27 protein-coding genes and 1 pseudogene are annotated in these 24,543 nt (G+C 37.1%); 20 read left to right on the top strand and 8 right to left on the bottom strand.

What is annotated here, in order from left to right; genetic code table 11:
* The first annotated feature begins 236 nt into the window (after positions 1-236).
* Positions 237-572 carry a YolD-like family protein gene (locus MKY49_RS13005; protein WP_312506473.1) on the top strand — a complete coding sequence of 112 codons (336 nt, stop codon included), beginning with the start codon at positions 237-239 and terminating at the stop codon, positions 570-572.
* 334 nt (positions 573-906) lie between these two features.
* On the opposite strand, the gene MKY49_RS13000 is transcribed toward MKY49_RS13005, so the two are convergent.
* Entirely contained in the window at positions 907-1,383 is a 477-nt protein-coding gene (locus MKY49_RS13000; RefSeq protein WP_341386438.1) for a GNAT family N-acetyltransferase, read from the bottom strand.
* Positions 1,384-2,112: 729 nt separating this feature from the next.
* Entirely contained in the window at positions 2,113-2,337 is a 225-nt protein-coding gene (locus MKY49_RS12995) for a hypothetical protein (protein ID WP_312506471.1), read from the bottom strand.
* 270 nt (positions 2,338-2,607) lie between these two features.
* Between MKY49_RS12995 and MKY49_RS12990 the strand changes: the two genes are divergently transcribed.
* Positions 2,608-3,450 (top strand): MBL fold metallo-hydrolase, encoded by an 843-nt coding sequence (locus tag MKY49_RS12990; protein WP_341386437.1) that lies wholly within the window; start codon positions 2,608-2,610, stop codon positions 3,448-3,450.
* Positions 3,451-3,677: 227 nt separating this feature from the next.
* Here MKY49_RS12990 and MKY49_RS12985 read toward each other — a convergent pair whose 3' ends face one another.
* A complete protein-coding gene (locus MKY49_RS12985; protein WP_274793387.1) occupies positions 3,678-4,436 on the bottom strand; it encodes an SDR family NAD(P)-dependent oxidoreductase in 759 nt (252 codons plus the stop codon).
* Between the two features lie 135 nt (positions 4,437-4,571).
* Here MKY49_RS12985 and MKY49_RS12980 point away from each other — a divergent pair, with 135 nt between their 5' ends.
* Complete coding sequence (locus tag MKY49_RS12980; RefSeq protein ID WP_312506469.1) at positions 4,572-5,453, top strand: LysR family transcriptional regulator; 882 nt, start codon at positions 4,572-4,574, stop codon at positions 5,451-5,453.
* Positions 5,454-5,455: 2 nt separating this feature from the next.
* Here MKY49_RS12980 and MKY49_RS12975 read toward each other — a convergent pair whose 3' ends face one another.
* Positions 5,456-6,397, bottom strand: coding sequence for an SDR family oxidoreductase (locus tag MKY49_RS12975; RefSeq protein WP_407135934.1), 942 nt, complete (start codon positions 6,395-6,397; stop codon positions 5,456-5,458).
* Positions 6,398-6,545: 148 nt separating this feature from the next.
* Here MKY49_RS12975 and MKY49_RS12970 point away from each other — a divergent pair, with 148 nt between their 5' ends.
* From MKY49_RS12970 to MKY49_RS12960, 3 genes are all read left to right on the top strand, one after another.
* Entirely contained in the window at positions 6,546-6,710 is a 165-nt protein-coding gene (locus MKY49_RS12970) for a hypothetical protein (RefSeq protein WP_341386436.1), read from the top strand.
* A 165-nt stretch (positions 6,711-6,875) separates the two neighbouring features.
* Complete coding sequence (locus MKY49_RS12965; protein ID WP_274793383.1) at positions 6,876-7,478, top strand: CPBP family intramembrane glutamic endopeptidase; 603 nt, start codon at positions 6,876-6,878, stop codon at positions 7,476-7,478.
* A gap of 580 nt (positions 7,479-8,058) precedes the next feature.
* Positions 8,059-8,577: a GNAT family N-acetyltransferase gene (locus MKY49_RS12960; protein ID WP_274793382.1), complete on the top strand. Its 519-nt coding sequence runs from the start codon at positions 8,059-8,061 to the stop codon at positions 8,575-8,577.
* A gap of 103 nt (positions 8,578-8,680) precedes the next feature.
* Here MKY49_RS12960 and MKY49_RS12955 read toward each other — a convergent pair whose 3' ends face one another.
* Positions 8,681-9,190 carry a hypothetical protein gene (locus MKY49_RS12955; RefSeq protein WP_341386435.1) on the bottom strand — a complete coding sequence of 170 codons (510 nt, stop codon included), beginning with the start codon at positions 9,188-9,190 and terminating at the stop codon, positions 8,681-8,683.
* Between the two features lie 420 nt (positions 9,191-9,610).
* Between MKY49_RS12955 and MKY49_RS12950 the strand changes: the two genes are divergently transcribed.
* The 8 genes from MKY49_RS12950 to MKY49_RS12915 all read left to right on the top strand — a co-directional run bounded on the left by MKY49_RS12950 (position 9,611) and on the right by MKY49_RS12915 (position 16,568).
* A complete protein-coding gene (locus MKY49_RS12950) occupies positions 9,611-10,159 on the top strand; it encodes a hypothetical protein (RefSeq protein ID WP_274793380.1) in 549 nt (182 codons plus the stop codon).
* Positions 10,160-10,419: 260 nt separating this feature from the next.
* On the top strand, positions 10,420-11,481 hold the full coding sequence (locus tag MKY49_RS12945; protein ID WP_322606587.1) for a suppressor of fused domain protein: 1,062 nt from the start codon (positions 10,420-10,422) through the stop codon (positions 11,479-11,481).
* Between the two features lie 67 nt (positions 11,482-11,548).
* Positions 11,549-13,204, top strand: coding sequence for a DUF6138 family protein (locus MKY49_RS12940; RefSeq protein WP_341386434.1), 1,656 nt, complete (start codon positions 11,549-11,551; stop codon positions 13,202-13,204).
* Positions 13,205-13,222: 18 nt separating this feature from the next.
* Entirely contained in the window at positions 13,223-13,921 is a 699-nt protein-coding gene (locus tag MKY49_RS12935) for a DUF4274 domain-containing protein (protein WP_322606585.1), read from the top strand.
* A gap of 20 nt (positions 13,922-13,941) precedes the next feature.
* Complete coding sequence (locus MKY49_RS12930) at positions 13,942-14,742, top strand: hypothetical protein (RefSeq protein ID WP_312506462.1); 801 nt, start codon at positions 13,942-13,944, stop codon at positions 14,740-14,742.
* Between the two features lie 17 nt (positions 14,743-14,759).
* The gene (locus tag MKY49_RS12925) at positions 14,760-15,584 is read left to right on the top strand and encodes a metallophosphoesterase (RefSeq protein WP_341386433.1); all 825 of its coding nucleotides are present in this window, start codon (positions 14,760-14,762) and stop codon (positions 15,582-15,584) included.
* A gap of 28 nt (positions 15,585-15,612) precedes the next feature.
* Complete coding sequence (locus MKY49_RS12920; protein ID WP_322610647.1) at positions 15,613-16,095, top strand: DUF4259 domain-containing protein; 483 nt, start codon at positions 15,613-15,615, stop codon at positions 16,093-16,095.
* Positions 16,086-16,568 carry a hypothetical protein gene (locus MKY49_RS12915; protein ID WP_341386432.1) on the top strand — a complete coding sequence of 161 codons (483 nt, stop codon included), beginning with the start codon at positions 16,086-16,088 and terminating at the stop codon, positions 16,566-16,568. Before MKY49_RS12920 ends, MKY49_RS12915 begins: the two co-directional genes overlap by 10 nt.
* A gap of 45 nt (positions 16,569-16,613) precedes the next feature.
* Here the strand turns inward: MKY49_RS12915 and MKY49_RS12910 are convergent, their stop codons facing one another.
* Together MKY49_RS12910 and MKY49_RS12905 are read right to left on the bottom strand one after the other, a co-directional pair.
* Entirely contained in the window at positions 16,614-17,648 is a 1,035-nt protein-coding gene (locus MKY49_RS12910; RefSeq protein ID WP_312506458.1) for a YdcF family protein, read from the bottom strand.
* A gap of 112 nt (positions 17,649-17,760) precedes the next feature.
* The gene (locus MKY49_RS12905) at positions 17,761-18,933 is read right to left on the bottom strand and encodes an immunity 26/phosphotriesterase HocA family protein (protein ID WP_341386431.1); all 1,173 of its coding nucleotides are present in this window, start codon (positions 18,931-18,933) and stop codon (positions 17,761-17,763) included.
* A 183-nt stretch (positions 18,934-19,116) separates the two neighbouring features.
* Here MKY49_RS12905 and MKY49_RS12900 point away from each other — a divergent pair, with 183 nt between their 5' ends.
* From MKY49_RS12900 to MKY49_RS12885, 4 genes and pseudogenes are all read left to right on the top strand, one after another.
* Positions 19,117-19,548 (top strand): GNAT family N-acetyltransferase, encoded by a 432-nt coding sequence (locus MKY49_RS12900; protein ID WP_322606580.1) that lies wholly within the window; start codon positions 19,117-19,119, stop codon positions 19,546-19,548.
* A gap of 13 nt (positions 19,549-19,561) precedes the next feature.
* The gene (locus MKY49_RS12895; protein ID WP_274793370.1) at positions 19,562-20,050 is read left to right on the top strand and encodes a nucleoside 2-deoxyribosyltransferase; all 489 of its coding nucleotides are present in this window, start codon (positions 19,562-19,564) and stop codon (positions 20,048-20,050) included.
* Positions 20,051-20,052: 2 nt separating this feature from the next.
* A pseudogene (locus MKY49_RS12890) lies at positions 20,053-20,368 on the top strand (YbjQ family protein).
* Between the two features lie 200 nt (positions 20,369-20,568).
* Entirely contained in the window at positions 20,569-21,537 is a 969-nt protein-coding gene (locus MKY49_RS12885) for a helix-turn-helix transcriptional regulator (protein ID WP_274797340.1), read from the top strand.
* Positions 21,538-21,565: 28 nt separating this feature from the next.
* Here MKY49_RS12885 and MKY49_RS12880 read toward each other — a convergent pair whose 3' ends face one another.
* Positions 21,566-22,000: a hypothetical protein gene (locus MKY49_RS12880; protein WP_274793368.1), complete on the bottom strand. Its 435-nt coding sequence runs from the start codon at positions 21,998-22,000 to the stop codon at positions 21,566-21,568.
* Positions 22,001-22,093: 93 nt separating this feature from the next.
* On the opposite strand from MKY49_RS12880, the gene MKY49_RS12875 reads away from it, so the two are divergent.
* Together MKY49_RS12875 and MKY49_RS12870 are read left to right on the top strand one after the other, a co-directional pair.
* Positions 22,094-23,782, top strand: coding sequence for an AAA family ATPase (locus tag MKY49_RS12875; RefSeq protein WP_312506454.1), 1,689 nt, complete (start codon positions 22,094-22,096; stop codon positions 23,780-23,782).
* Positions 23,783-23,978: 196 nt separating this feature from the next.
* Entirely contained in the window at positions 23,979-24,488 is a 510-nt protein-coding gene (locus tag MKY49_RS12870) for a TetR/AcrR family transcriptional regulator (RefSeq protein ID WP_341386429.1), read from the top strand.
* Positions 24,489-24,543 lie beyond the last annotated feature (55 nt).

Raw genomic sequence — 24,543 nt, 5'->3', positions numbered from 1 at the left:
TTAAGAAAGTACATACGTATAATAAAAAACGAACATTCGTTCTTCTTCAGAGAGCTATGTTTACGAACTACAGTAAGTAAAGGAGCATTCAACATTATTATCATCAATGGTCATGTAATGGATACCTAGAAAATATGGAATGCTAGCTTTATTACGAGTTGCTTCCTATACAAAAGTGGGCACGGTGTTTCACGCAATGGCTTATATGGCGGACACTTGCTTAAGGAGTGGAGAAAATGATAAAAGATAGAGGAACAATGAAGTGGACAGCGATGATGTTACCAGAGCATTTAATGCTTTTGAAAGAATGGAAACAAGAGGTGTTTACAGAGCCACCTCGTGAACGCACTGAATGGGAGCTTGAAGAATTACAGCAAACGATCTCGCGAGCAATTGTTCAACATAACTATATTATGTTAACTATATGGGATCAGGCTCATTATGTTCAATGGGGAGGCTTCATTCAGGCGATGCATGAGGAGGAGTTATTACTAGAAACTATCACCACAACGAAGCATATTCCCTTAAAGTATATTTATGCTGCCCATATAGAAGATGATGGTCTTGAATAATAGAGAGCATCGACTATTAGACCTCAATGTTTACAGCTCGACTTTGCAGTGAAATTATTGCAGCATATCTAACAATGTCAGAGCATTTTAAGATGAAGCGTGTATTGTTCCCTTCCATTGTTAACGTTTTTATAGAAGGATTATGTTCACATTAAACGTCAGCTCGCCAAACAGCATATTCTTTATACTGGCATTTTATAGACCATTATTTTATCGATGCGCGGAATGTTGCGGTAGGAAATGATGAGGTGTTCGTTAAAAAACGAGTTGGAAGAGCTTGTTTTAAAACAATTTAACATCACTCATTTGAAAAAACAAATGAGTGACGGTTTCTTTAAAGTGGTAACTGCATAACAATTTGTTCACCAATAGGCCCCATTCTTCTTTCTCCGTTATCTACAAAGCCCACTTTTTGATAAAGATGCTGTGCGGCGATATTTTTGTGATTGACGACTAACACCACTTCATTACATTCATTAAAATGTTGCTTCACAAAGTCAGCAAGTGCAAACATTGCTTTTTTAGCATAGCCCTTACCTTGTTGTTGATGATCGATGGATAAGGCAGTTAACAACATAGCATTAGGGTTTGTAGAATATTCCTTTACCCTGTCAGTTGCATGAAGAACAAAAAAGCCAACTGGCACATGATCACTTAATATGACGATAGGATATTGTCCAACCGTCTCTATGGAAATTTCTTTTGGAAGCGCTGTAAATTGGTGTTGGTCTTCCGGTAGTTCAAAACTATGTAACTGCTCCACATAATCTTCTGAAAAATGTACTAATTCAATGTTCGCTGTTTTTTGCATAAAAAAGCCTCCTTTTTTATTATTCTAACTACAGAACAGATGTTCGTCAAGGAGGCTTGTATAAAAATAATGTCAGCTAGGATAGTTTAACTTAAAAAATTACCAAAAAATAAAATGAAGGAGATACTGATTATTAGGATAAGTGTGATCAACATTGTTATGATCCCTCGTAGCAATGTTGCTAAATTTTTTACATCTTTCATTCCAACAAAGCTGAGGTAGAAACAGGCAATGGACAAGAGTAGAGTCAATGTCAATGGATGAAAATGAAGTTGTGTAACAAAAAAGTCTTTCATTGTGCCTGAAAGAAAAAATAGTAGGATGCAGCCTAAAGATAAAACAAATGACCAGAAATTTAAATTAATTCCCATTGTTTTCCTCCCTCCTATAGAACGAATTTGTCGTATGAATGTTCCAATGATACCGTTTGATAGGGTAAAGGATAAAACAGCGAAACATGGAATGACAAAAAGAGGTCACTTGGACGAAAGTGACCCCAAATACCAATAAAAGGAGTGTACGTAAAGTTGAAAGAACTTTACACTACTATTATTATGATGAGCTAGCGTTTTAAGATAGTTATCTATCTTAAGCGCTAGCTTTTAATTTCAACTAAATACTTTAAGTATTGAAAAAACGCTGTGAGAAAAACTCCAATTAAAAAGGACAATAGATAACTTGTATGTCAACTAAGGAGTGCCAATAAAAAAACATCCTAGATGGATGTCTTTAGTATAATGGCTGCTGCATCTGACAAGGTGGAAAGCCATTTACATCTTGAATCATATGAAAATCGTATTGTTTTAAGGCAAATTGGCTTTGATACAAATATTCGAGGACAAGAAGCTTTCCACCTGAAACGCCGCAGAGGACACCAGAAGTACCCTGCCCATTTGTAAAAGAAACACCGACTGGCCGCCCGATTAAATAGGGGATCTCGTGTTGCCAAGGCACAATTACCACTCCTTTTATTGTAATATATGAAAGAAGTGGTAATAGGTGTGGAGGTCAAATACCTAAAAATGGGAGTCGTTTTGTCAGTAGCTTATAACGATTAAACAATATACTCTTCCAATTGTATTAACAGTCAATGGAAGACTTTTGGCACTTTAGTGTATTTGGTTTATGCAGTTTTTAATCACAATTTTTGCATGCATTAATTTTACTGAAGAAAGGAAAAATAGGTTTGTCTTGATAAAATATGAAGCGAAAGTAGGTTTGGAAATGGACAAGGATCTACATTACGGTGATGATTATAAATTTATACCGGCGACATCTGTAGGGAGCGGTATTGGCGTAGAAGTACGACCTGATTTATATCAATATACAATACAGATCGTCAATATTGTGCTGTACGGTCAAAATGCCAATGAATTTGTGTTAATAGATGCAGGTATGCCGAAAAGTGCGGAAGAAATCATTGCTGTAGCGGAAAATCGTTTTGGAGCCAATGCTCGTCCCAAGGCCATTATATTGACTCACGGTCATTTTGATCATGTGGGAGCCATTATTGAATTAATCAAACATTGGAATGTCCCTGTCTATGTGCATTCTTTGGAATTACCCTATGTAACGGGAGAACAAAATTATCCACAACCTGATTCTACAGTTAACGGTGGTTTGATTGCTAAAATGTCACCTATTTTTCCGCATGAATCAATTCAATTAGGGAGTAACGTGAGTGCTCTTCCTTCAGATGGTTCTGTCCCCCATATGCCAGGATTCCATTGGATTCATACGCCAGGGCATTCACCAGGACATATTTCTTTATTTAGAAGCGAAGATGGTGCATTAATTGTTGGAGATGCCTTTGTAACGGTGAAACAAGAATCTCTCTATAAAGTATTGACCCAGACAAAAGAAATTAGTGGTCCACCTAGATATTTGACAACGGATTGGCAAGCAGCTTATGAGTCAGTGAAAAAATTAAAGGAATTAAGACCTTCTGTTGCCATTACAGGACATGGTTTAGCAATGGAAGGAGAAGAATTGACAGAAAATCTTCAGAAGCTTGTGGATGATTTTGACCAAATTGCTTTACCTAATCACGGTAAGTACCTCAATTAGCTGTAAAAAGGGCGGGATAGCACAGTACAAAAACATCTTGGGGGCGATGTTAAAGGTGCTATCCCGCCATTAATGTATGTTTGTATAGTAATGAACATAACCACTGTAAATAAATTGAAAAGTAATTGAAATATAGATTAAAAGCTAGAAGTAATAGATAGGAACAGGAAAAAACAGTGGGGTAAAAACTACCCACACTGTTTACTTATTAAAGTAGAGAATGGTACTTAGTGAGCAACTTGCCCGCCATCTACTCCGTATACATAACCGTTACAGAAGCTTGCAGCATCTGAAGAAAGGAAGACAACTACTTCAGCAATCTCTTCTGGTTTAGCAGAGCGACGCATTGGCACATTAGAAACAACCTCGTTCCATACTTCAGGACTATCTTTCCACATTTGTGTCATTGGTGTTTCTGTTAATCCCGGTGCTACAGCATTTACACGGATACCATCTTCTGCATGGTCAATAGCGGCCGCTTTCGTTAAGCCAGTAACTGCATGTTTGGCAGTAACGTATGGGGCCATATTTGGATCGGCAATTAAACCTGCTACAGATGCAGTGTTTACAATTGTACCACCACCATTTTTGATCATGTATTCAAGCTCATGTTTTACAGCAAAAAATACACCTTTAACATCCACTGCCATTACTTTATCAAAAGCCTCTTCTTCAATATCAACGAATTTGGCTGGCTTATTTAAAACACCTGCATTGTTGAAAGCGTGATGGAGTCCACCAAATTTTTCTACTGTTTGTTGTACTAATAATTTCAATTGATCAGCGTTTGTTACATCCGTTTTAAAAAATACAGCTTCTCCACCTTCTTGTTGGATTAGCTCAACCGTTTCTTGTGCACGATCATCGACATCTCCAATGGCTACTTTCGCACCTCGGCGAGCAAAAGCAAGTGCTGTAGCACGACCAATACCAGTAGCTGCTCCAGTTATTAAAACAACACGACCTTCGAAATCTTGTAAGTTCATATTTCCTGCCTCCTATTATTTAAAGAGCTTCTTGTTAACATGTGTAGTATAGCGTTCCTTAAAAATTGTATTCAATAATTTTGTAAGAATGAGCTTATTCCTTTATAGTAATAAGCATTAGAGGGAGGACAAAAAATGCAACTAACACAAATAGAATATTTTTTAATGGTAGCCCGCCTAGAGCATATGTCCAAAGCAGCTTTGGAACTAGAAATATCACAGTCTTCCTTAAGCAAAACGATTGCGCGTTTAGAAGAAAATATTGGCGTACCACTCTTTGATCGAAAAGGGAAATCGATTCGCTTAAATGAATACGGGCGAATGTTTTATGAGAAGGCGGAAAAAGCGCTAGATGATTTATATGAGGCAAAGACAGAGATTCAAGAGCTAGCTAATATTAGAGAAGATAGTGTCGCCATAAATGTCATGAATTCAAAACTATTACCCAAACTGTTTTTTAATTTTTATAAAAAGCGTCCGAACGTTAAAATCCGACAATATGTATTACCAGATAAATTAGCCCAACAAAAATTAATTTATGGTGAAATAGATTTAATGATTGTTATCAATCCGATTGCTGATCGAAGAATAGAATGGGTTCCACTATTTACAGAAGAGATTTTTTTAGTCGTTCCAAAAAATCATCCTCTTGCTGTAAAAGAAAGTGTTTCACTAATTGAAACCAAGGACGAGCTATTTATATTATCCGAAACAGAGCAAAATTTCAGAGCAACTGAAAACCAACTATTTGAAAAGGCAGGCTTTACTCCGCAAATTGCATTTGAAGGAGAAGATTTGTCAATCATTTTACAATTAGTGAATGAAGGGAAAGGCATCTCTTTTATTTTTAAAAATTCTTTTTTAGATCAGTATTTAGATAATGCCAAGATATTGAAAATTTCAGATCCTGAATGCTTTCAAACGGTAGGCATTGCTTGGAATAAAAACAGAAAGAGTTCATTTGTTGTCAATAGTTTTCGTGATTTTGCGATCAACTTTTTAAGTGATAAGAAATAGAATTAAGATTGGGTCGATTCACCACCATCTACATGTAATACTTGCCCTGTAACATGTCTAGAATCATCCGATGCTAAATACACAAATGTAGGAGCCACTTCAAAAGGCTGTGCCATACGGTTAAATAAATTAGTTCCATGTAGGGCGTTTTCATCTGAAGAGAAGCTGGAAGGAATAAGTGGTGTCCAAATACGGCCTGGGGCTATCGCGTTTACGCGAATTTGCTTGTTCGCAACGCTTTTTGCCAAGGAGCGAGTCCAGCCAACAATAGCTGCTTTTGTAGCAGTGTAATCAATTAATAAAGGTTCACCTGCATAAGCCACAACGGAAGCAGTACCAATAATAGAGCTTCCTGCTTTTAAATAGGGAAGGGCTGCTCTTGTCGTATAGAAATGAGAATAAACGTTAAGCTTAAATGTTTCATCAAATTGTTCATCTGTGATGTCTGTAAGATCATTTTGTTGGAATTGAATACCGACATGGTTACATAAAATATCTAAACGGCCAAAAGTGTTAATCGTTTCTAAAACAATGTCAACACATTGTTTTTTATGACGTAGATCCCCAGGAAGTAACAAACACTTTTTGCCTAGCTCCTCAATTCTTTTTTTCGTTCTATTAGCATCCTCATGCTCATCTAAATAGGCAATGGCGACATCGGCCTCTTCCTTTGCAAAGGCAATGGCAGCGGCAGCGCCCATCCCACTATCACCCCCAGTGATAAGAGCAACTTTCCCCTTTAACTTGCCACTCCCTTTATAATGAGGGTTTTCAATGATAGGCTTTGGTACCATTAAGCTTTCTAGACCAGGCTGGCGTAATTGTCTTTGTTCGGGTTGTGTTAGAGGCACCTCTTTGTATTGTGTAATTTTACCATAAATAGGGTAGTGTGGGTACGGATCGTCTTTTTTATTGTCCTCAAACCATTGTTGATAAAATTGAATTTGTTGTACTAATTCCTCGTAGTCTTTTGAATTCCAGTCATTTGGATTGTTGATAACCAATCCCTCCTTTTCATCATATACTATGAATGCTTACCTTTTTATGTTAAAGCATAGAAAATAGCTATGAATGCAACAGGGGGAGTGTCAAATGGAAATTGAATTTTTTCCAGAGGTTATGCGGTTATTAGAAAACGAAGCAGCATACTCATTAAACATTCATTATTTGAATTATACTTGGCTCACACCGACCATTGGTGTTAGACCACCTTATTATAGTCAACCCATTTACGAGCCGTATTATCCAATAGTATAGTATGATGCAACTGTAGATTGAGTTCGGTGTTATGCCGAACTCTTTTTAAAGTAGGCTTTTTTTCCTTTTCTTATTAGAAAAAATAGTTGAAATAAGGAGATCCTGAGATTAAATTTCATGGATTTTGCTAGGATAGCAATAGAAAAAAAGAAGAGAAGGTTTTATATGGAAAATAAAAAAATCATAAAAAAGGAAGCTAACCCGAAAGATGCTATTGTAGTGTTTACCTCCTTTTCATTCATTTGTTTAGCTATTATGTTTATGTTAATCGTGTACGAGGTAGTTAACATTGAGCAATACTTAACATTTAATCATCCTGCTCAATTACTTATGTATGTCATCATTGCTTCCTTTGCTTTAGTCTTATATGGCGTGATTTTAACGTATGTTGTACCCTCGAATGATATTGATGATACAAATAAGAGTTATCAAATGTATTCATTACACGAGATTTTCGCCTTTATGTTGTTAGGTGCTGTGTTTGAAGAGCTTCTGTTCAGAGGAATTATCCAAAATGTTCTTTACATTTGGCTGGATCATCAGTGGATGGCCATACTCATCACTACATGCTTGTTTTTAGCCATTCATGTTCAATACTTTAAAAAGCCAATCATGCTCCTGAATATTAGTATTCCAAGTCTGACGTTTAGCTGGCTTTATTTTAATACATACAATATTTTGGTCCCCATTATCGTCCATTTTCTGATGAACTTAGGGATAACACTTTTATTTAAATATAATGTTTTACGTGTTAAAAAATCCAACTGACAACTAACCCCATTCTCAAATGAGAACGGGGTTATGTTTGTTGAGCTTTTAAAATGAACTAACCTTTTTCTGCTTCACCTTTTTTACTTCTAAGTAGTAACGTCATGAATAAAAAAGTTGCTACCCAAAAAGAAAAGAAAAAATTTTCAAGTAAGGCCCAATCCCCATGAGTGAGATGATCATAAATCGTTGTAAATAAAAACAGTGTTACAAAGAACACGATATATAAACATTTTCCGAATGTAGTCAATGCAAGCACCTCTATTTGTAATGTATGTTAAATTGTCGATTCACTAGTAAAAGACCTATTGGAAGGCATTATTTTGATTGTCGTGGAAGAAGTAGAAGCCAAAAATTTAAAAATAGGCAAACAGAAGTATAGTTATTGTTAGCTATTATGGGTTTTTTTATACGAGATAATGAGAGATTGAAAAAAATTATTAACGGTAAAAAATGTGAAACTTCTAGGGGAAAGAGATTTTATATGTAAAAAGGAAGGATATTAATAAAAAGGAGTCGTATTAAACAGTTATATTCATTTTTGCGGTTATCAAAATATTGAAAGATAGGGGAATAGAACATGTCAAATAACGTAGGTTCTTTATTGGCGGATTATGAAGTGACCTTTGCAACGAGTAAAGAAGCAGACCAAATAGTTCATCTTTTAAAGGATGTAGCAAAATGGCTAAAGGAACAAGAAATCGATCAATGGGGATTTTTAGCTGCTGGAGGAGAAGATGATGAAATAAGGCAGGCGATCAGTAATAAGGACACTTTTATTGTTAAACGACATGAAGAGATTGTAGCAACATTTACGCTGTATGACACACCAAGCTCTTGGGACAAACATACTTGGGGACATGTAAATGATGAAGCCGTCTATCTTCATCGATTAGCTGTATCTCGTTCTAATATGGGCTCTGGTTTAGGAAAAGAATTATTACAATGGCTTGAACAGTATCTTAAAAAGGAAGGAAAAAATACGTTACGATTGGATTGCGTAGAGAAAAATAATAAATTAAATGATTTTTATCGTAGCAATGGTTTTGAACAAGTCGGCATTGGAGATGGGCATACTTTATTTCAAAAGAACTTATAGGTGAGGAATAAAAATTGGTACCATTTCATAACAAAAAGGAATCGATATTTCTTGTCGATTCCTTTTGGCGATAGTCTGAGCTGAAACCTGCTTGTATATTGTGTTATTGAATATCCTTTAAAGCATTGAAAAATTCATTAGCACCTTTTAGAATCTTGTATTCATAAAGAAATTTATTTTCTGTTTTAGTTGAATCGTTATCTAAATCTAGAAATGCAATTTGTTTTTTCTTTTCGGATACGTGCAATCCATAGCTTTTATTTGATTCGATGTTAATAGAATAATCCATATCTTCATAAGGAGTTGCACCGAGTGTTTTTTGTACTTGCAAGTTGTTTATCGCATCCATAATTTGTTTTTGTTGTTTTTCGTTTGTGACATTTACTCTTTCAGGATTTAGCGGTTCTGATTCAATTATAAGGATGTTTAAAGAAGTTGGTTTTTTATTTAAAATGGCATCTTCAAAAATATCTGCTACTGTATAAATTTTTTCAAATTCAGCTTTAGCAATGGCTTCATGTTTTTTTAACTCTTTATTTTCGTACACATCCCATACCATTAAGCCAATTACGACGGCAAGAACACTAATTGTTATGAAGAGTCGTTTCCTCATATTTTCCTCCTTTCCGGCCTTCGGTAAAATTATATCAAAAATGTTTAATTTTGTAAGTGTGGATTGGCATAAATAATCACTCATATAAACTAATAAGTAGTTATCTATTAGCCGTTTTTTGCACCACAAGTACCCCAGAAAAAAAGTATCTGCACCCAAATGTACCCCACATAAGAATACAAATACATACATATAAATAAAGGTAGTAGAAAAATAAGCATCGTAGAAACGTTGAGTTTAAGGGATCTGTTACATTGTAAATACACCCTCATAAAGTGAAATCTTAAGGAAATCTTCAGGTTCTACTAAGGAAAAATTTAAGATTAGCTGTGTATACTTATAAAAAAAGGAAATTCACGAAACCATTTGAAGATTTAAAACGTATTGGTAGTAGGAGAGAACATTGGAGTAGGTGAAGATATGGCACATACGATTTACATAGTATTAACCAAAACAGGCACATTATTATCGAAAGCAATTGGCATGTATACAGGCAAAGAGATGAATCATGCATCCATAGCCTTTGATGAGGGGCTATTTGAAATGTATAGCTTTGGTAGAAGACAATTAAATAATCCATTAAGTGGAGGTTTTTTACGAGAGGATGCGGAAAGAGGACTATTTGAATCCGCTGATTGTGTTATTTATCGTTGTCGGATATCTCATTATCAATATTTAGAGATGATGAAAATTGTTCGATATATGTATTGGAATCGAGATCGCTATAAATATAATTTTATCGGTCTTTTTGGGGTAGTGATGCAAAAGGAAGTGAGACGTGAGCGTGCTTATTTTTGTTCCCAATTTGTAGCGACGCTATTAAAAGTGGGCGGTTTAAAGATAGTCCAAAATCCAGCATTAATGACGCCTCATTGCCTAGCACAATTACCGTATTTAGAAAAAGTATACGCAGGGAAACTAGCAGACTATTTACATGCTGTACGTGAGCCTGCCATGATGTATGGCTAAGTCATCCGTTTTCTTTTCACCATGTTATTCAATACGTTGAAAATTGCATAATACTCAGGCTATCTTTTTGTTTAGTACGAAAAGATAGCCTGTTTACTGTCATTAGTCATATTTACCTTGTTCCGAATGAAAATAAACCTAGGTACTGAAAAACAGAAAATGAGTCCTATTCCTGTTAAAAGAGCTACCATAAAATTGGTATTATAACTATTAGGTATGTATGTGCAACGATTGAATGATCACCTAAGGAGGACTTAGAAATGAGCGAAGAAGTAACAGCAGTTGGATGGGATGCAATTGATCAGTCCTTAGCAAAAGTATATGGCGACCAGGAGCCTATGCATTATGGAACGATGATCCCTTATTCACTAGGCGGACAAGACCCTTTAGATGGGATAAGTGCCTATAAAAGTGAATCACCCATTCCACATTGGCATTTTGTTACATATGGATTCTCGGAATTATATGAAAAGGAATTGGAAAATAAGGAATACAGTGGGTATGGATTTGAATTGACATTTCGATTAGTGCGTCACGAGGACGAGGAGGAGCCACCTGCTTGGGCCTTAAACTTACTTCAAAATATGGGCAGATATGTTTTTAATAGTGGCAATGTTTTTAGAAAAGGCGATTATTTGGATGCCAATGGTCCTATTTGTCTTGATTCTGATACGCAATTAACCGCACTGGCCTTTACACATGACCCAGAGCTTGCAGAAATGGATACACCTAATGGCAAGATGGAGTTTATTCAAATGGTTGGTATTTCAGAGGATGAGCTTGAAGCGATGCAGACATGGAATACATTAGGGGTGTTAGAGGCGGGGATTGAGCAAATACCAAGCTATATTACTGATTTAACACGACCTTCTCTACTACAAAATCCCAAAGTACAAGAGGCAGTTGAGCGAGGAATAGAGGAAGAGGGGTCCAATACAGGCTTTCTTTTTGTCGATCAACTCGCTTGGGAAGAGGGGAAAAAGGGTTGGTTTCATAAACAATCCAATATTATGCAACTAGGAGCCAAGCAAGCGGAGGTTATAAGTAAATTATTACGAGGACGTCTATTAAAAAATAAGAATCTTAGCTTAGTTGGTCAACAAACTACAATCCTTTTTAAAGCGGATGATCAGGTGGGCTATCATGAGACTGAACAGGAAATTACCATAACATTAAACAAGGACGCGGTGGAGGAACTAAGTCAAAATCTTGTGCCGCAAGAAGGCCAATTTACTATATCTACGTTAGCAGGAGTGAGCTTTCAAATTTTGAAAACGCATATTAAAAATCAAGAAGGAGCGGTTGTGAAAACAATCGGATAAGGTGGATCTCTCGCTAGGCTTTTTAGCGGGAGATTTTTCGCTAAGCATGGAAAAGGAGGTTGTATGTTTGGAGCAATGTGTAGAACATTTTCTAGCAGATGTATGGGAGCAGCTTACGTCCATTTATCAACAAGAAAGTAAGAGAATACGTTCATTGAAAGGTCAAAGTCGACTACAAGCAGGCATTTTTAATTATTTAAAAGTTACTTGGAAAAAAGGAAAAACGCATAACGGTACTATTTTTATTGATGTCTATGAGCCCTTTAGTTGGAGTGATAGTGCCTATAAGGTGGAGGCGGGTCCATACATACAAGAGTTTACAGAAAAAAGCTATATAGTAGAACTTTTTACGGCATTATCTACAAAAGTGGAAACGATTTTTCTATCAGAACAATACGGCCCTCGATTTTTTGATTACCACTTTCAAATCGTGCTTGAATTCGAACAGGATAATACGGTGTTCCATTATCAAGAGAAGCTGTTGAATAATCGCAAACTAGAGTTGACAAAAGAAGCGCTGACAACATTTATTGAAACAAAAGTGATGGCTGAGCTACCTGTGCGTCCAAGTGATAATGATGAATTTTTCTTCGCACAATATTTGGTCAATCCGCATTTTTTTCATCCAGTAGCTGATCAAATCGAACCACTAATTCGTCGACTACAAGAGAAGCATCTTGCCAACAAAGAACGTTTAGATAAATGGATTTATTATTATACTTCAGCATTTAAGCAGTGGACAGAGGAGCATTTTTTAACGCACTATTTTGAACAAACAGGAGAGTATATTAAAGAGTGGGTGCTTAAAACTACTGATCTCCCTCCACAACTTGAGCAGGAACATATAGATTTTTTCCTGTATGTGGCGTTAAAAATAGGTCAGAAAGAGCCTGCTACTTGCCTAAAATACCTTGAGCTTGCCAAGCAGCTCGGCTCTCAGCAGGCAGTTGATTATTTGCAAACAGGGAGCGGTCGTTTTGAAAGCACGCGAAAGCGCGATGTTTTTCAAGGACAAGCGAATGATATATTGCAAACAATTGATATACGAATCATAGCAGAAGAGGAAGCGGCTTATCGAGAAGCACTTCATTATATCATTGATCTTCTAAAGGAAGGCTTTCCTAAAGGCTACAAGTTGTCATTGAAGTCTAAAGTAAAAAATTATCTTCCTATAAAAAAATTGGCTAAATCAAAGCTTCATCAGTTTTTTGCCAATTGCCTAGCATTTCCTACCCTTTTCCCTTTAATAGCGGACTATGCACAAGTAGCTATGGAAGAATTTGCTTGGTATCAGGATGTGGAGCCAAGTGAAAAATCAGCAATGCCGGGCACCTATGCAGTATTTGGATTAGGCCTTTCTAGTGATGCCTATTTCTCGCTTATCCAAACCTACATGGCGCTCGTTGATATAGAGCATCAGTCTGTGCAAGATGGTTATGCAGAGGCCTTTATAGAAGCTCATGGCCTCTCAGTAGAGCTAATGCCTGTTTTGGTAGCCATATTAATGGGTTCGAATGAATCGGCTAAGCCACTAAAAGGCATTGATATGTGGCAGCCAAACTTACTTGGGGCTCTTGTGCAAGAGTTAGAAAATAAGAAGGACTACGAGCGAGAAGTTGTGTTATACCGACTATTTGGTAATCCAAAGAAGCTAGCCCAGCGTAGGAAGCAAGAAGAAACATCGAGTAAGGAGCTAGATAAAATATTACAATGGATGAATTAAATAATGGAGGTAATCGAAATGGATTGGCTAGAGGTTAGTAAATCTAAAGACCTTGAGAGGGTACGAGAGGCTGTGACCAAGCTTGATGTAAATGAACGCGATGAGCGGGGAAGAACACCGTTAATGCTGTTTATTACCCATCGTATGCCACTTGAAGGTATTAAGCTTCTACTAACAGAAAACATAGACTTAGAAGCTCAAGATAAGCTAGGAGATAGTGCGCTGAAAAAAGCGGTGAAGTTTAAGCAAAGAGATGTTATTTCCTACCTACTTACTAGGGGTGTAGCGTTAAACGCTTCAGAAGGGATTAGGGCAACGGCTTGGTATGCGGCAAGAGAGCATAAAGGGATAGCAGATTTATTGCTGGATACTCCTGGCGCAATTAGACTGACTTTGAGCGAAGAAGAACAGCAACAGGTGAACGCCATTTTATATGAGGAATCTATTGAAATAATGTGCAGCCGCATTAGTAAGATATCGTCGGCTATCATTTTACACGCCATTGTTATTAGCTATAACTGGGATGATGGACCAGAGCCTATGCTCGCGGCAATGACCAATCCAATTTGTGCTCCTATTACATTAATGGAGATGTTTGAGCTAATGGAAGGTGATTATTGGCTAGAACAAACAGAAGAAGAAATTGCGGGTTCACAGTGGAAACGTCCATGGAAAGAGATGGCCGAAAAATTAGCAGCACAAATAGATTATTCATGACAGAGATAAGGGGATTTATAATGGATCAAAAAGCCAAGAAAATTTTAATGCAAACCTATTGGCAATCGGGTAGATGGAGAGCTGAAGGGGCTACCTATACAGTTGAAGACTTTCAGTATGCGAAAGATAAAGGGTTGATGTTTGATCGCTTAACGATATCCCATGATGAATGTATTAAAAGGCTCAGACAACTCCATGATGAAGTCTTAACAAAAGAACTGGTGATCCAAGCATTTTTGCATAGTTTGTCAACTCGCAAAGTTCATTTGCGCAGTGCCCTATCTAGCTGGGCCCTTACCTATGATCTACCGAATCATGCCTATCACGAACGACCTGTAGCTTCGGTAGCCTATAGTGCGTGTGGCTACTGTAATGAACAAAAAATAATGCCAAAAGAATTGTATGTAAATGAAGACTTAAATGTGCTGAATTTTGAACGAATCAAGTGGGGAGGTATTCGTCTAAATTGGCTATTGTATTGTTTGCTGGATTTAGAATGCTTAGTGAAAGAACAACAGGCATTTACTGTTTGCGAGGAAGATGTAGCTATTTTGAAAAAGATGGTAGAGGCGATTGGATCCTGTCAAGACACGGATGCAGCTAGACAGCTTGAGAAACGGTGGAAAGATGTTTTTAAGTCCAATCAATATGAACGAGATGTTGTCATGGAAATATGGGGCTATGCAGGAATACTTGTATCAAAGAATGACTTTCGGAAGGAGCGAGGACGAGGAACAGATTTCATGTCAATGGCTACTTGGAGGGGGCAAGACGGCTATTCACAAGAAAAGTTGAAGTTCTACTTTGGCTCCTATCTGTAAGAAAGGAGCGTTCACGGATGAAGAAACCAGTCCATCGTTCAATTAAAATTGTCGATATTGCAAAGGAACCATTAAAGAGACTACCATACCAAACAGCCGCCCCTAATGGAAAAGGCATAGCCTATAAAGTGCTTCCTATTTATTGGGGAGAGATGGTGCTACCTAAGGAGCTAGATGCGTTGGTCGTTACCTCTGATTTACAGGGAGTTATTGACCACGAGCAAAAATTGCTGGGAGAAGGGCTTGCTGATACATTAGCACAATTGTTTGAAACGCACTTTTCTGATTTGAATCCATCCAAAGTGGTGGTTTGCTTATGTGGAGATTTGTATGTAGATCCGTTAAAGAGGGGGTCCAGTGGCAATCCATTGTCGGTATGGCAAGCTTTCCAAAGTAAATTTGGTGTTGTGGCGGGTATTGCGGGGAATCATGATGTTTTCTCATGTGAGGCAAGAGCTATATTGGACGCTACAGCAGGTATTCATTTTTTCCCTAAGGCTGGCAAGCTGCACTGCGGTGAAATGACGATTGCAGCATTAGGGGGAGTTATTGGTAGGGCTGATAAATCGAATCGTATGAGCGAAGCTGATTATTTAACCCATTTACGTCAGTTATTAAGGCAAAACCCTGCAATTTTATTGCTACATGAAAGTCCTGAAGTGAGGCTACATAGGCAACCTGGAAACGCAAGTATTTGGAATGAGCTACAGCAAGCTTCTAATTTAATTGTTTGCTGTGGACACGTTCATTGGGATACGGAGATGGTAGAGTGTGATAATGGGTTGCAAATTTTAAATACAGATGGCCGAGCTTTTATTTTTACGAAAGCTTCATTAGATTAAAGGAAGTTAAGAAAGGGAGGAGCATGAAATGGGGACTTGGGGTTATAAAGCGTTGGAAAGTGATGAAGGATTAGATGTTGTGGGCTTTTTACAGGATTTTATCAACCAACACAATGAATCAAAACAGTTACTATTAAGGAATAGTATCCAGGCAATGAAAAATCAAGGCTTTTTCGGGGAGACCTTTGAAGATATCGATTTTTTCTATGATATGAGTGCAATGGCACTAGCGGAATTCTACATCCACTATCTCAATACTGGTCAATTTTACGGTAAAGACAGCAATGATCCAAACATACACATGACGGCAGATAAAAGCTCTTTGACATTTATTTTAAGATATTTAAAAGATATTAAAGACGATGTTCGTGACCAACATGGGAGTAGAGAGCTTGTTGAATTATGGTCTGAATCCCAAAGTTGGCCTGAATGGCAAGCCAACCTTGCCAATCTTATTGAGAGAATGGAACAAGAAATTAGCCATTTAGCAGCAATGGAAAAATGGAAGTGAATGAAATGACCTATGATTTTTGGATAATGGCTTCCATTTTGGAATTAGTTGAATATCCAGATGAAACAAATGATGACTATTTCCCTCACCCAACTTTTCAGGAAATTATGGATGTGCTGGATATCCAAGTGCCTATAAAAGAGATTTACGAACGTTTTTTTGATCAATCCATCCATACAGGGGATGTTTTAGTATTTACCAATAAGCATCTGCCACATGCCTGTATTGTGTTTGATACGTATCGTGATCCACTTGATCAACAGGATCTAATTCAGTTCGGCTGGAGGGTGACTGCAAAAGATGTTCGTATAATCAAACAGTTGTCACGAGAACTATATGATCATTGCGATTTTTCCATTCGTTACGAGGAAGGGCAATCCATCCTTTATCAGGTACTCCAAAAGGAGTGCTATCCTCGCAAATATTACTATGAGACGGTCTATGAGCAACAAATAAAACAGTACTTGGTGTAAAAAAAGATCCGTGACACCTTAAAAAGTGCACGAATCAGTACTATGTTATAGGATGAAATAACTAACAACAGATAAAATGATGGCAATACCGAGAATAGGTGCAATTAATTTCATATGACGCTTTCGCTCCATAACTACAATTGCAACATATTCACGAATCATAGCGTTTGGCCAGTAATAAAAGGCCGTCTTTGAGCCAATGCCTTGACTGTTTAAGCCAGCAAGTCTTGCATAAATACCCGCACGAAATAGGTGAAAATTATTTGTTGTAAAAATGCTATTGTAAGCTTTACCTTGTGTTATTTCATCCATGAGTTGCTTCGAAAACAGCATATTTTGATAAGTATTAACAGAGCGATTTTCTTGTAATGTATGCTCGATAGGTATTCCCTTTTCAATGGCATAACGTTGCATCGCCTCAGCCTCTGGAAGATTTTCATCAGGCCCTTGTCCACCAGATAAAATGATGGTCGGTGGTGTGGAAACAGCTGCCTGCTTATGATAAAAATCGATCGCTTTTTGAATTCTACTTGCTAACAGCGGTGGTACTTTATCATTGATTAGCCCACTACCTAACACGATGATAAAATCCTGATTTAATCGTGGTCGATTGAATTGATAGAGAAAATAGGCTGATAAAAAATTGGATAGGTGGATAAAGAAATAAAACGTAATCAGTGAGATCGCTCCAAATATCGGTTGAAGATGACTTGAAAACAAGCTAGCAGGACTAATAATCGGTAATAGCATAAAAAGTAAAATGCCTATAGCCACAAGCAAAGTTAAAGAATTAGCTAAACGCCTGCCCTCTCGCTGCATTAATACTCTTGCATTTAAAAATAAACCAAACATTAAAGCAACAATGCCAAAAGGAATTAAGATGAATAAGGCAATTAATGGAATAATGACAATGAGCCTTATAAAGTAATGGTCAGATGCTAAAGATAGAATGACGCAGAATAATAGAAATGAGCAGACAAATACATTAAATAATAGTCCGTTGATCATTTTTCTCGGGTCTTTTAAATATGATATAAGAAAAATGATGAAAAAAATAAGTGGTATAATGCCAAAATACATAAAAAAAGCACCTCTAGTGATGGAGTGGGTTAATGATATCTTTATATTATAAGTAATTATTGGATGAAATCAACCATCAATAAAAAATAGAGAGAGCATGAGCATACTCCCTCTATTTTTTGTGAGAGCGACTGCGACTATACGTTTTATTGACATAATGAATATATTTCTCGCGCGTCAATCCACCAGTTTGGCGATTAAAATCATCATAAGTGATGTCTTCCGGCAAGCCGAATTCAGCTAACGCCTGTTGTCGTTCCTCGCGATAGTCAAGGTGATCTAGTGACTCCTCTACAATTCCTTCTTCTGGCTTCAACCAATCACTTGCTACGCCTGCATAGACGCCATGATTGGTAAAACGACTAGCTGTTTGAAATGAGGTTAAAGGTGCAGGTTTGCTAATTGTTCCTGAGCCCCAGGAAAGACGATATCGAGGCTCTTTACCATAGTCTAGTGTCACGCCATATCCCATTGGGAAGACAATATCTGATTCTATTAGCATTTTGTGACCCACCTTTTCATAGCACCCACGCATAAAATGATCGTCCATAACAATATAGGTTTGGGCGGCCAATGGAGCGGATTGGATTTCCTCAAGAGAAGGCGAGCGCTCTGTCGTTGTCAACAAGTAGGGACGGACAAATAAAGGCATCGTCATAACATTATGCCAAATACTATCCTCTGCAAATAAATGATCTTTCTGCATTTGACGTAAATCACCGATTACAAGCACATAGCCATCTTCAAATAAATCAATTTCTACACGAAAAATATCGCCTGGCACAGTCTTATAGCGTAAACTTTTCATCTTTGTTAGCTTAGCTAGCTTGTCAGGGTAATCTACAGGAAGTAGGGATGGAAATTGCTGTAGCCAATTCAAGAGAGCTGTTTTAGTCGTTAAATGCTCAAAGCCTGTTAGTGGTAACTGATAATATGTTTTGGTATTACGAGCTGTAATATAGCTAGATGGATGATTTTGATTGCCTAAACCAGCCGAAAAAACAACGCCTGTAGCTTTCACTGCAGAAATATTTGTGTAATTCAATTTTTTTTCTTTTCCACGTGCGGTTTGAGGGACAATGACTTCACGATTACGTGTTGAAATGTCGACATCTGCTTCTTGGTAGCTATGCTCATTAACGAAAATTCTTTTTTTAATGACATCTCCATCGAGGCAAATAAAATAATCCTCTCTAATTTGAAATATGTCCCAGTGTTCTTCTAGTGTGTCAAGGCCGAAATAAGGGCGCAATGAATTGGTTAACCAACTAGTAAATGGTGTCATCTAAACTTCCTCCTACCTATCGTTTCCTATTTTCGTCAAGTATACTGAATTAGATAGGTGTCGAAAATAGCTCAAGCCGAAAATAGTTACTTTTGTGCAATGATCATGATTGCTTTTGGATTAGATGATCACCTTTTTCTTCGGGCTATAGAACTGCTATAATGATAGACAGAGGTGATGAACATGCATATTGTGATGACGGAAGGCATACCCTATGCTTGGTTGGAGCAACTACAGGAAGTCCATGCGCATGTCTTTGACGGCGATTATTTGCCACTCGAAAAGCTAGAAAAGAAAGAAGGTCTTCTTTGTCTATTAGCAGTTGAAAATGACACTTTAATTGGCTTTAAACTAGGCTATCCACATCCAGATGATGTATTTTATAGTTGGTTGGGTGGCGTTCATGAAACGAAACGAGGGCTGGGGATTGCAAGTGAATTAATGAAACAACAGCACGCACATATCAAAACATTAGGCTTTCAGAAAGTTCGTACATATGGCAGAAATGCATTCAAAGCAATGCTTATCGCCAATCTCAAACATGGGTTTGATATCGTGTCCACATTTGTTGACGAGAAAGACAGACATAAAATTATATTAGAAAAACCACTTTAAGGAGTTCAAAAACATGAAAGCATATTTAGCAAATGGATTATTTTCGTTAGGAGATCGTTTAGTCAACGAGCAGCTAGCTGCAGCTATTCGTGAGGCAGTGCCAGGCATCGCTTTATACGTACCACAGGAGAACGATGCCATTAATGATAAGTCTGCCTATGCAGATAGTTTGGCAATCGCGCAAGCTGATTTAGAGATGTTAGAAAAGAGTGATGTATTAATCGCTGTATTAGATGGGGTTGAAATTGACTCAGGGGTAGCCGCTGAAATTGGTGCGTTTGCTATGCTCAATCGTCCTATTGTTGGTGTACTGACAGATGTTCGTCAGCAAGGGCGAGATAATATGAAAAAAATCGAGGCACTTGTCCGAGATGGACTAGAAAATCAGTTTGTTTACCGTAATTTATTTGTTATTGGTTTAATTAAACGTAATGGAATCATTACATCTTCCATTCAAGAGACGGTGGAAGCAGTACAAAAATTGTCAAACAAGGAGGCATAATCATGTTATTAGCTACATCAGATATTGTCGCAGGCAAAGACATTATCGAAAACATTAGGCTTAGTGAAAGGAAATTCTGTTCAATCCCGAAACATTGGTCGTGACATGTTAGCTGGACTTCGTAATATTGTGGGTGGCGAGATGAAAGAATATGCTGAAATGCTCGTTCGTTCTCGTGAAATCGCCACACAAGCCATGGAGGAGGAAGCACGACAATTGGGCGCAGATGCAATAGTTGGGGTTCGTTATGCAACTTCATCTGTCATGGATGGTACATCAGAAGTGTTAGTGTACGGAACAGCTGTAAAATTAAGATAATGGGTGTGAGGACTTTAATGCATTTTATTAAAGTCCTTTTTTATAGCTATTATTAGCTAATTAATTGTAAAATTTTAGTTAATTATGTCGAGAATAACGTTTATTTCGTTCTTTGAATGGTGTTTTATTGTAGGAGGCGTATAGTACCAATAAGATATAGAAATATCTAGAATTGATAGAAGGAAGAAAGAGTGGGATATATGGTGGATTCACAGCAAAGCAAAGGCTATCGGGTTCTGTCGATGTTTAATCGACTAATGGATGGCCATGGGATCAACAAGAAGCAGGAAGCATTAACACATCAGGTTGGTGAAAAAACTATACAACGAGACATCGATCAAATACGAGCATATATTGCCAAGGCGAAGCTCGATTGCCATTTGCAATATGCGCGTTCAGAAAAGGTGTACAAGCTAATCCATACAAATAACAACCGTTTATCGAAAGAGCAAGTATTGACGATTATTAAAATTTTGATAGCATCTAAGGCGCTTGTAAAATCAGAGTTGAGTACTATTATTGAAAAGCTTGCTTCCAATGTGCAGGCAAATAAACGGGAACAAATGGTTTTAAATGAAAATCATTTTGATGTAGATACATATCGTAAACAATCTCTCATTCCACTAATTTGGCGTATTTCAGAAGCCATATCCAAAAAAATAATCATTCAAATCGATTATCTTCATGAGGATGACATAACCCCAACGGAAATAATGTTACAGCCTCTTACTATTATCTTTTCAGAGTATGACTTTTACTTAATTGCTTATGACTATCATTCCAAAAAGGATGTACCCATTGCCTATCGAATGGATCACATTCAAGATAGTCGTGAACTAACGAATAAATTTTACAAGCCATTTACTGACCATTTTCAAGTGGAAGAACTTCACAAGCGCAAGCCGTTTATGGATGCGGGTGAACTTTTACCTATTCGATTTCTCTACAAAGGAAAATCACCTAAGACCATCTTCAATCGATTACCCTCAGCTAAATTACTTTCACAAAACGATAGCGAATACTTTTTCGAGGCAGAGGTATTTGGAATAGGCATCAAAATGTGGCTGCTGAGTCAAGGTGCGACTATCGAGGTATTAGAGCCAATTGAGCTAAGAGAAGAGATTATTGCAACAATCCAAGCTATACAGCAAAATTATCGTTGTATTTGAAAACCCGTGCTTAAGTGCACGGGTTTTTCTATTTCTGAAAATGCTGCTCAATGAATGTCATATCAAAATCCTGGGTAAGTTTGTAATCTTTCATGTAGTTTTCTTCATATAAATAAACAAATAAATGCTTGTCATCATCTAAACGTAAGCCAATTTCTCTGTCATTATTAGTTGATAAAGTTATCCAATAAGCTTCCTTGAAATCGGATTTAGCAAACCATATTTTTTTTAACGGCAGGTCTTTAAATGGCTCCATCATCTGATTGATTTTGGCTGTATCTGTTAAAGTGATTGTTTTTTCATCTGAAGAACGAATAATTTCAATTTCATGAATTTCCTCTAGATCGAGACGCTCTGTTACCTCTGTTGTAAAATCTGTGTCCCTTGTTAACAGCATTGTCGAGATATACAGAATAAGTAGTGGGAGTAAAATGCCTAGTAGTAGTTTGTATCGTTTTTTCATGCTCGTCTCCTTAAATTCTAAAAATTCACACATATGTATTCTTTTCCACGCTATAATTGAGCATATACTGAAATGATAAAGGAAGGCAATCAAATGACACATAATTATGAAGAAAAAGAATTATTTTATCCAGATGGTACAATCATGTATCGAGGTGGCGTCAAAAAAAACGATTTTGGTCACGATATTTATGATGGCAAAGGCACACTATTTGATCAAGAAGGCCAACCATTATACGAGGGTGAATTCATCAATCATATGAAGCAAGGCAATGGCATCATGTATTTAAAAGGACAACTCATTTATCAAGGTGAATTTATTCAAAATAAAAAACAAGGTAATGGTATTTTGTATAAAGATGGTCAAATTCATTATGAAGGCCATTTTCGTAATGATTTAATGGATGGCTATGGCATTTTATATTATGAAGAAGATGTAATTGCACCGTATCAAGAACTACGATCAATGTATCCACATTTAAATCAACCACAATATGAGGGTGATTTTGTCCATGGTATGAAAAAAGGAAAAGGCAAGCAATATTATCCGACCGGATTTTTACAGTACGAGGGTGATTTTATTTGGCATCATATGCAGGGAGCTGGGAAATTATATTATCCTGCAGAGTCTCCAACAGGAGAGGAGCTTGACCGTGGAGTGACTACACTCTATTATGAAGGTTATTTCTTTGAGGATCTGAAGCATGGCAAAGGAAAGGTCTATTCTAGAGAAGGTGTACTGGAAGCGGAAGGACATTTTAAAGAGGATGCAATGACGGGTCATGGAACGCTTTATTATGATAATGGACAGGCTTCTTATATTGGAGATCTTGTGCAGGGGAAAAAACATGGACGAGGCGATTATTATAATGAAGAGGGCAAAATTATTTATAGCGGAGAATTTATAAATGACGAACGATTACGTATTACGCCCGAAATTGAACAGGAAATTAACAAACTTCAAAAGCAATTGGATGGTCTTGTAGGTCTTCCAAATGCAAAGAAAGAATTACATAATTTAATTAACTTTATTAAAATTCAAAGCTTACGTGTAGACCATGGTTTAACAAGCTTTCCTATTACCTACCACCTTGTTTTCACAGGTAATCCAGGCACAGGCAAAACAACAGTGGCACGTATTATTGGGCAAATTTATAAGCATTTAGGCGTATTATCGAGTGGACATTTTGTTGAAACAGACCGTGCAGGGTTAGTTGCAGGATATGTTGGTCAGACAGCCCTAAAGGTTCAGGAGGTCGTCAATAAAGCAAAGGGGGGTGTCTTGTTTATTGATGAGGCTTATTCATTGATTAATGATAAACAGGATGCATTTGGTAAGGAAGCAATTGATAGTTTATTAAAAGCTATGGAGGATTTACGAGATGACTTAGTCATTATTGTTGCTGGCTACACAGAGCTTATGGAGGAATTTTTACAATCAAATCCAGGCTTTAAATCACGCTTTAATCATTTTGTGCAGTTTGATAATTTTAGTACGGATGAGCTCTATGATATTTTTGCTATGCTTTGTCAAACAAATGATTACCAATTTGGGGCAGCATTTGCCCAGCGTATGAAAGCTCAACTCCACCAAATACCTATTGAAACGATTCCTAATTTTTCTAATGGACGTTATATCCGAAACTTGTTTGAAAAACTAGTAACGATCCAATCCAATCGATTGATACAGCAAGCAATGATTACAAAGGAAGAACTGATGACCTTTGAGGAGCAAGATATTATACAAGGTATTTCAGAAAATTTATTTGATAATACTTTTTAAAGCAAGGAGTAGAAGAATGAAAAAGCTAATTGCAATTATTTTAGTGTGTGCATGTATTTTACCGCGTGTCATGACGATTAATTTTACAATCAATAATAATATTAATGTCCGTCATAAGAAAGAGAGTTGATAGTCAATGAATAAAATGGTAATATAATACAAAACATACGCTAACGTATTTTTTTCGGGGGTTCATATGCAAGTAACAAAAGATGACTGGATTAAGGCGGGCCTACAACAATTAGCAGAAGACGGCATCCATAAGGTACGCATCGAGGCATTAGCTCGGTCGTTAAAAATTAGCAAAGGTAGCTTTTATCATTATTTCCGTGATCATCAGCAGCTATTAGATGCCATGCTTGACTATTGGGAAACACATGCAACAAATGCCATCATTCAAAGTATGGAGCAGGAGGATGCAACTTTAGAACAGCTGTTACGCATAAGCTTTTATAAAGATAAAAAGATAGAAATCGGCATATATGCTTGGGCTAAATATGATGCCCATGTCGCAACACGTATTGTTCAAATTGAGGAACAACGCATTGCCTGTGTAGCAAAGCTCTATCAAAAAAAGGGGATGACGAAAGAGGTCTCCAAAGATCGTGCGAGATTAGCTTATTTAACCTATATAGGCTGGATGACACGATTTGAAGCTAATCCTCATTTTGATTTAGAAAAAATGATTAAACTACTATTACAGTAGAACTGATGTCCCTTGAAAGCAGCAGTATGCTTCTTGGGACTCTATTTATCGCTAA

Source organism: Lysinibacillus sp. FSL M8-0134 (assembly GCF_038069745.1).
Classification (GTDB): Bacteria; Bacillota; Bacilli; order Bacillales_A; family Planococcaceae; genus Lysinibacillus; species Lysinibacillus irui.
This window is presented reverse-complemented; position numbering and strand designations above follow the sequence as displayed.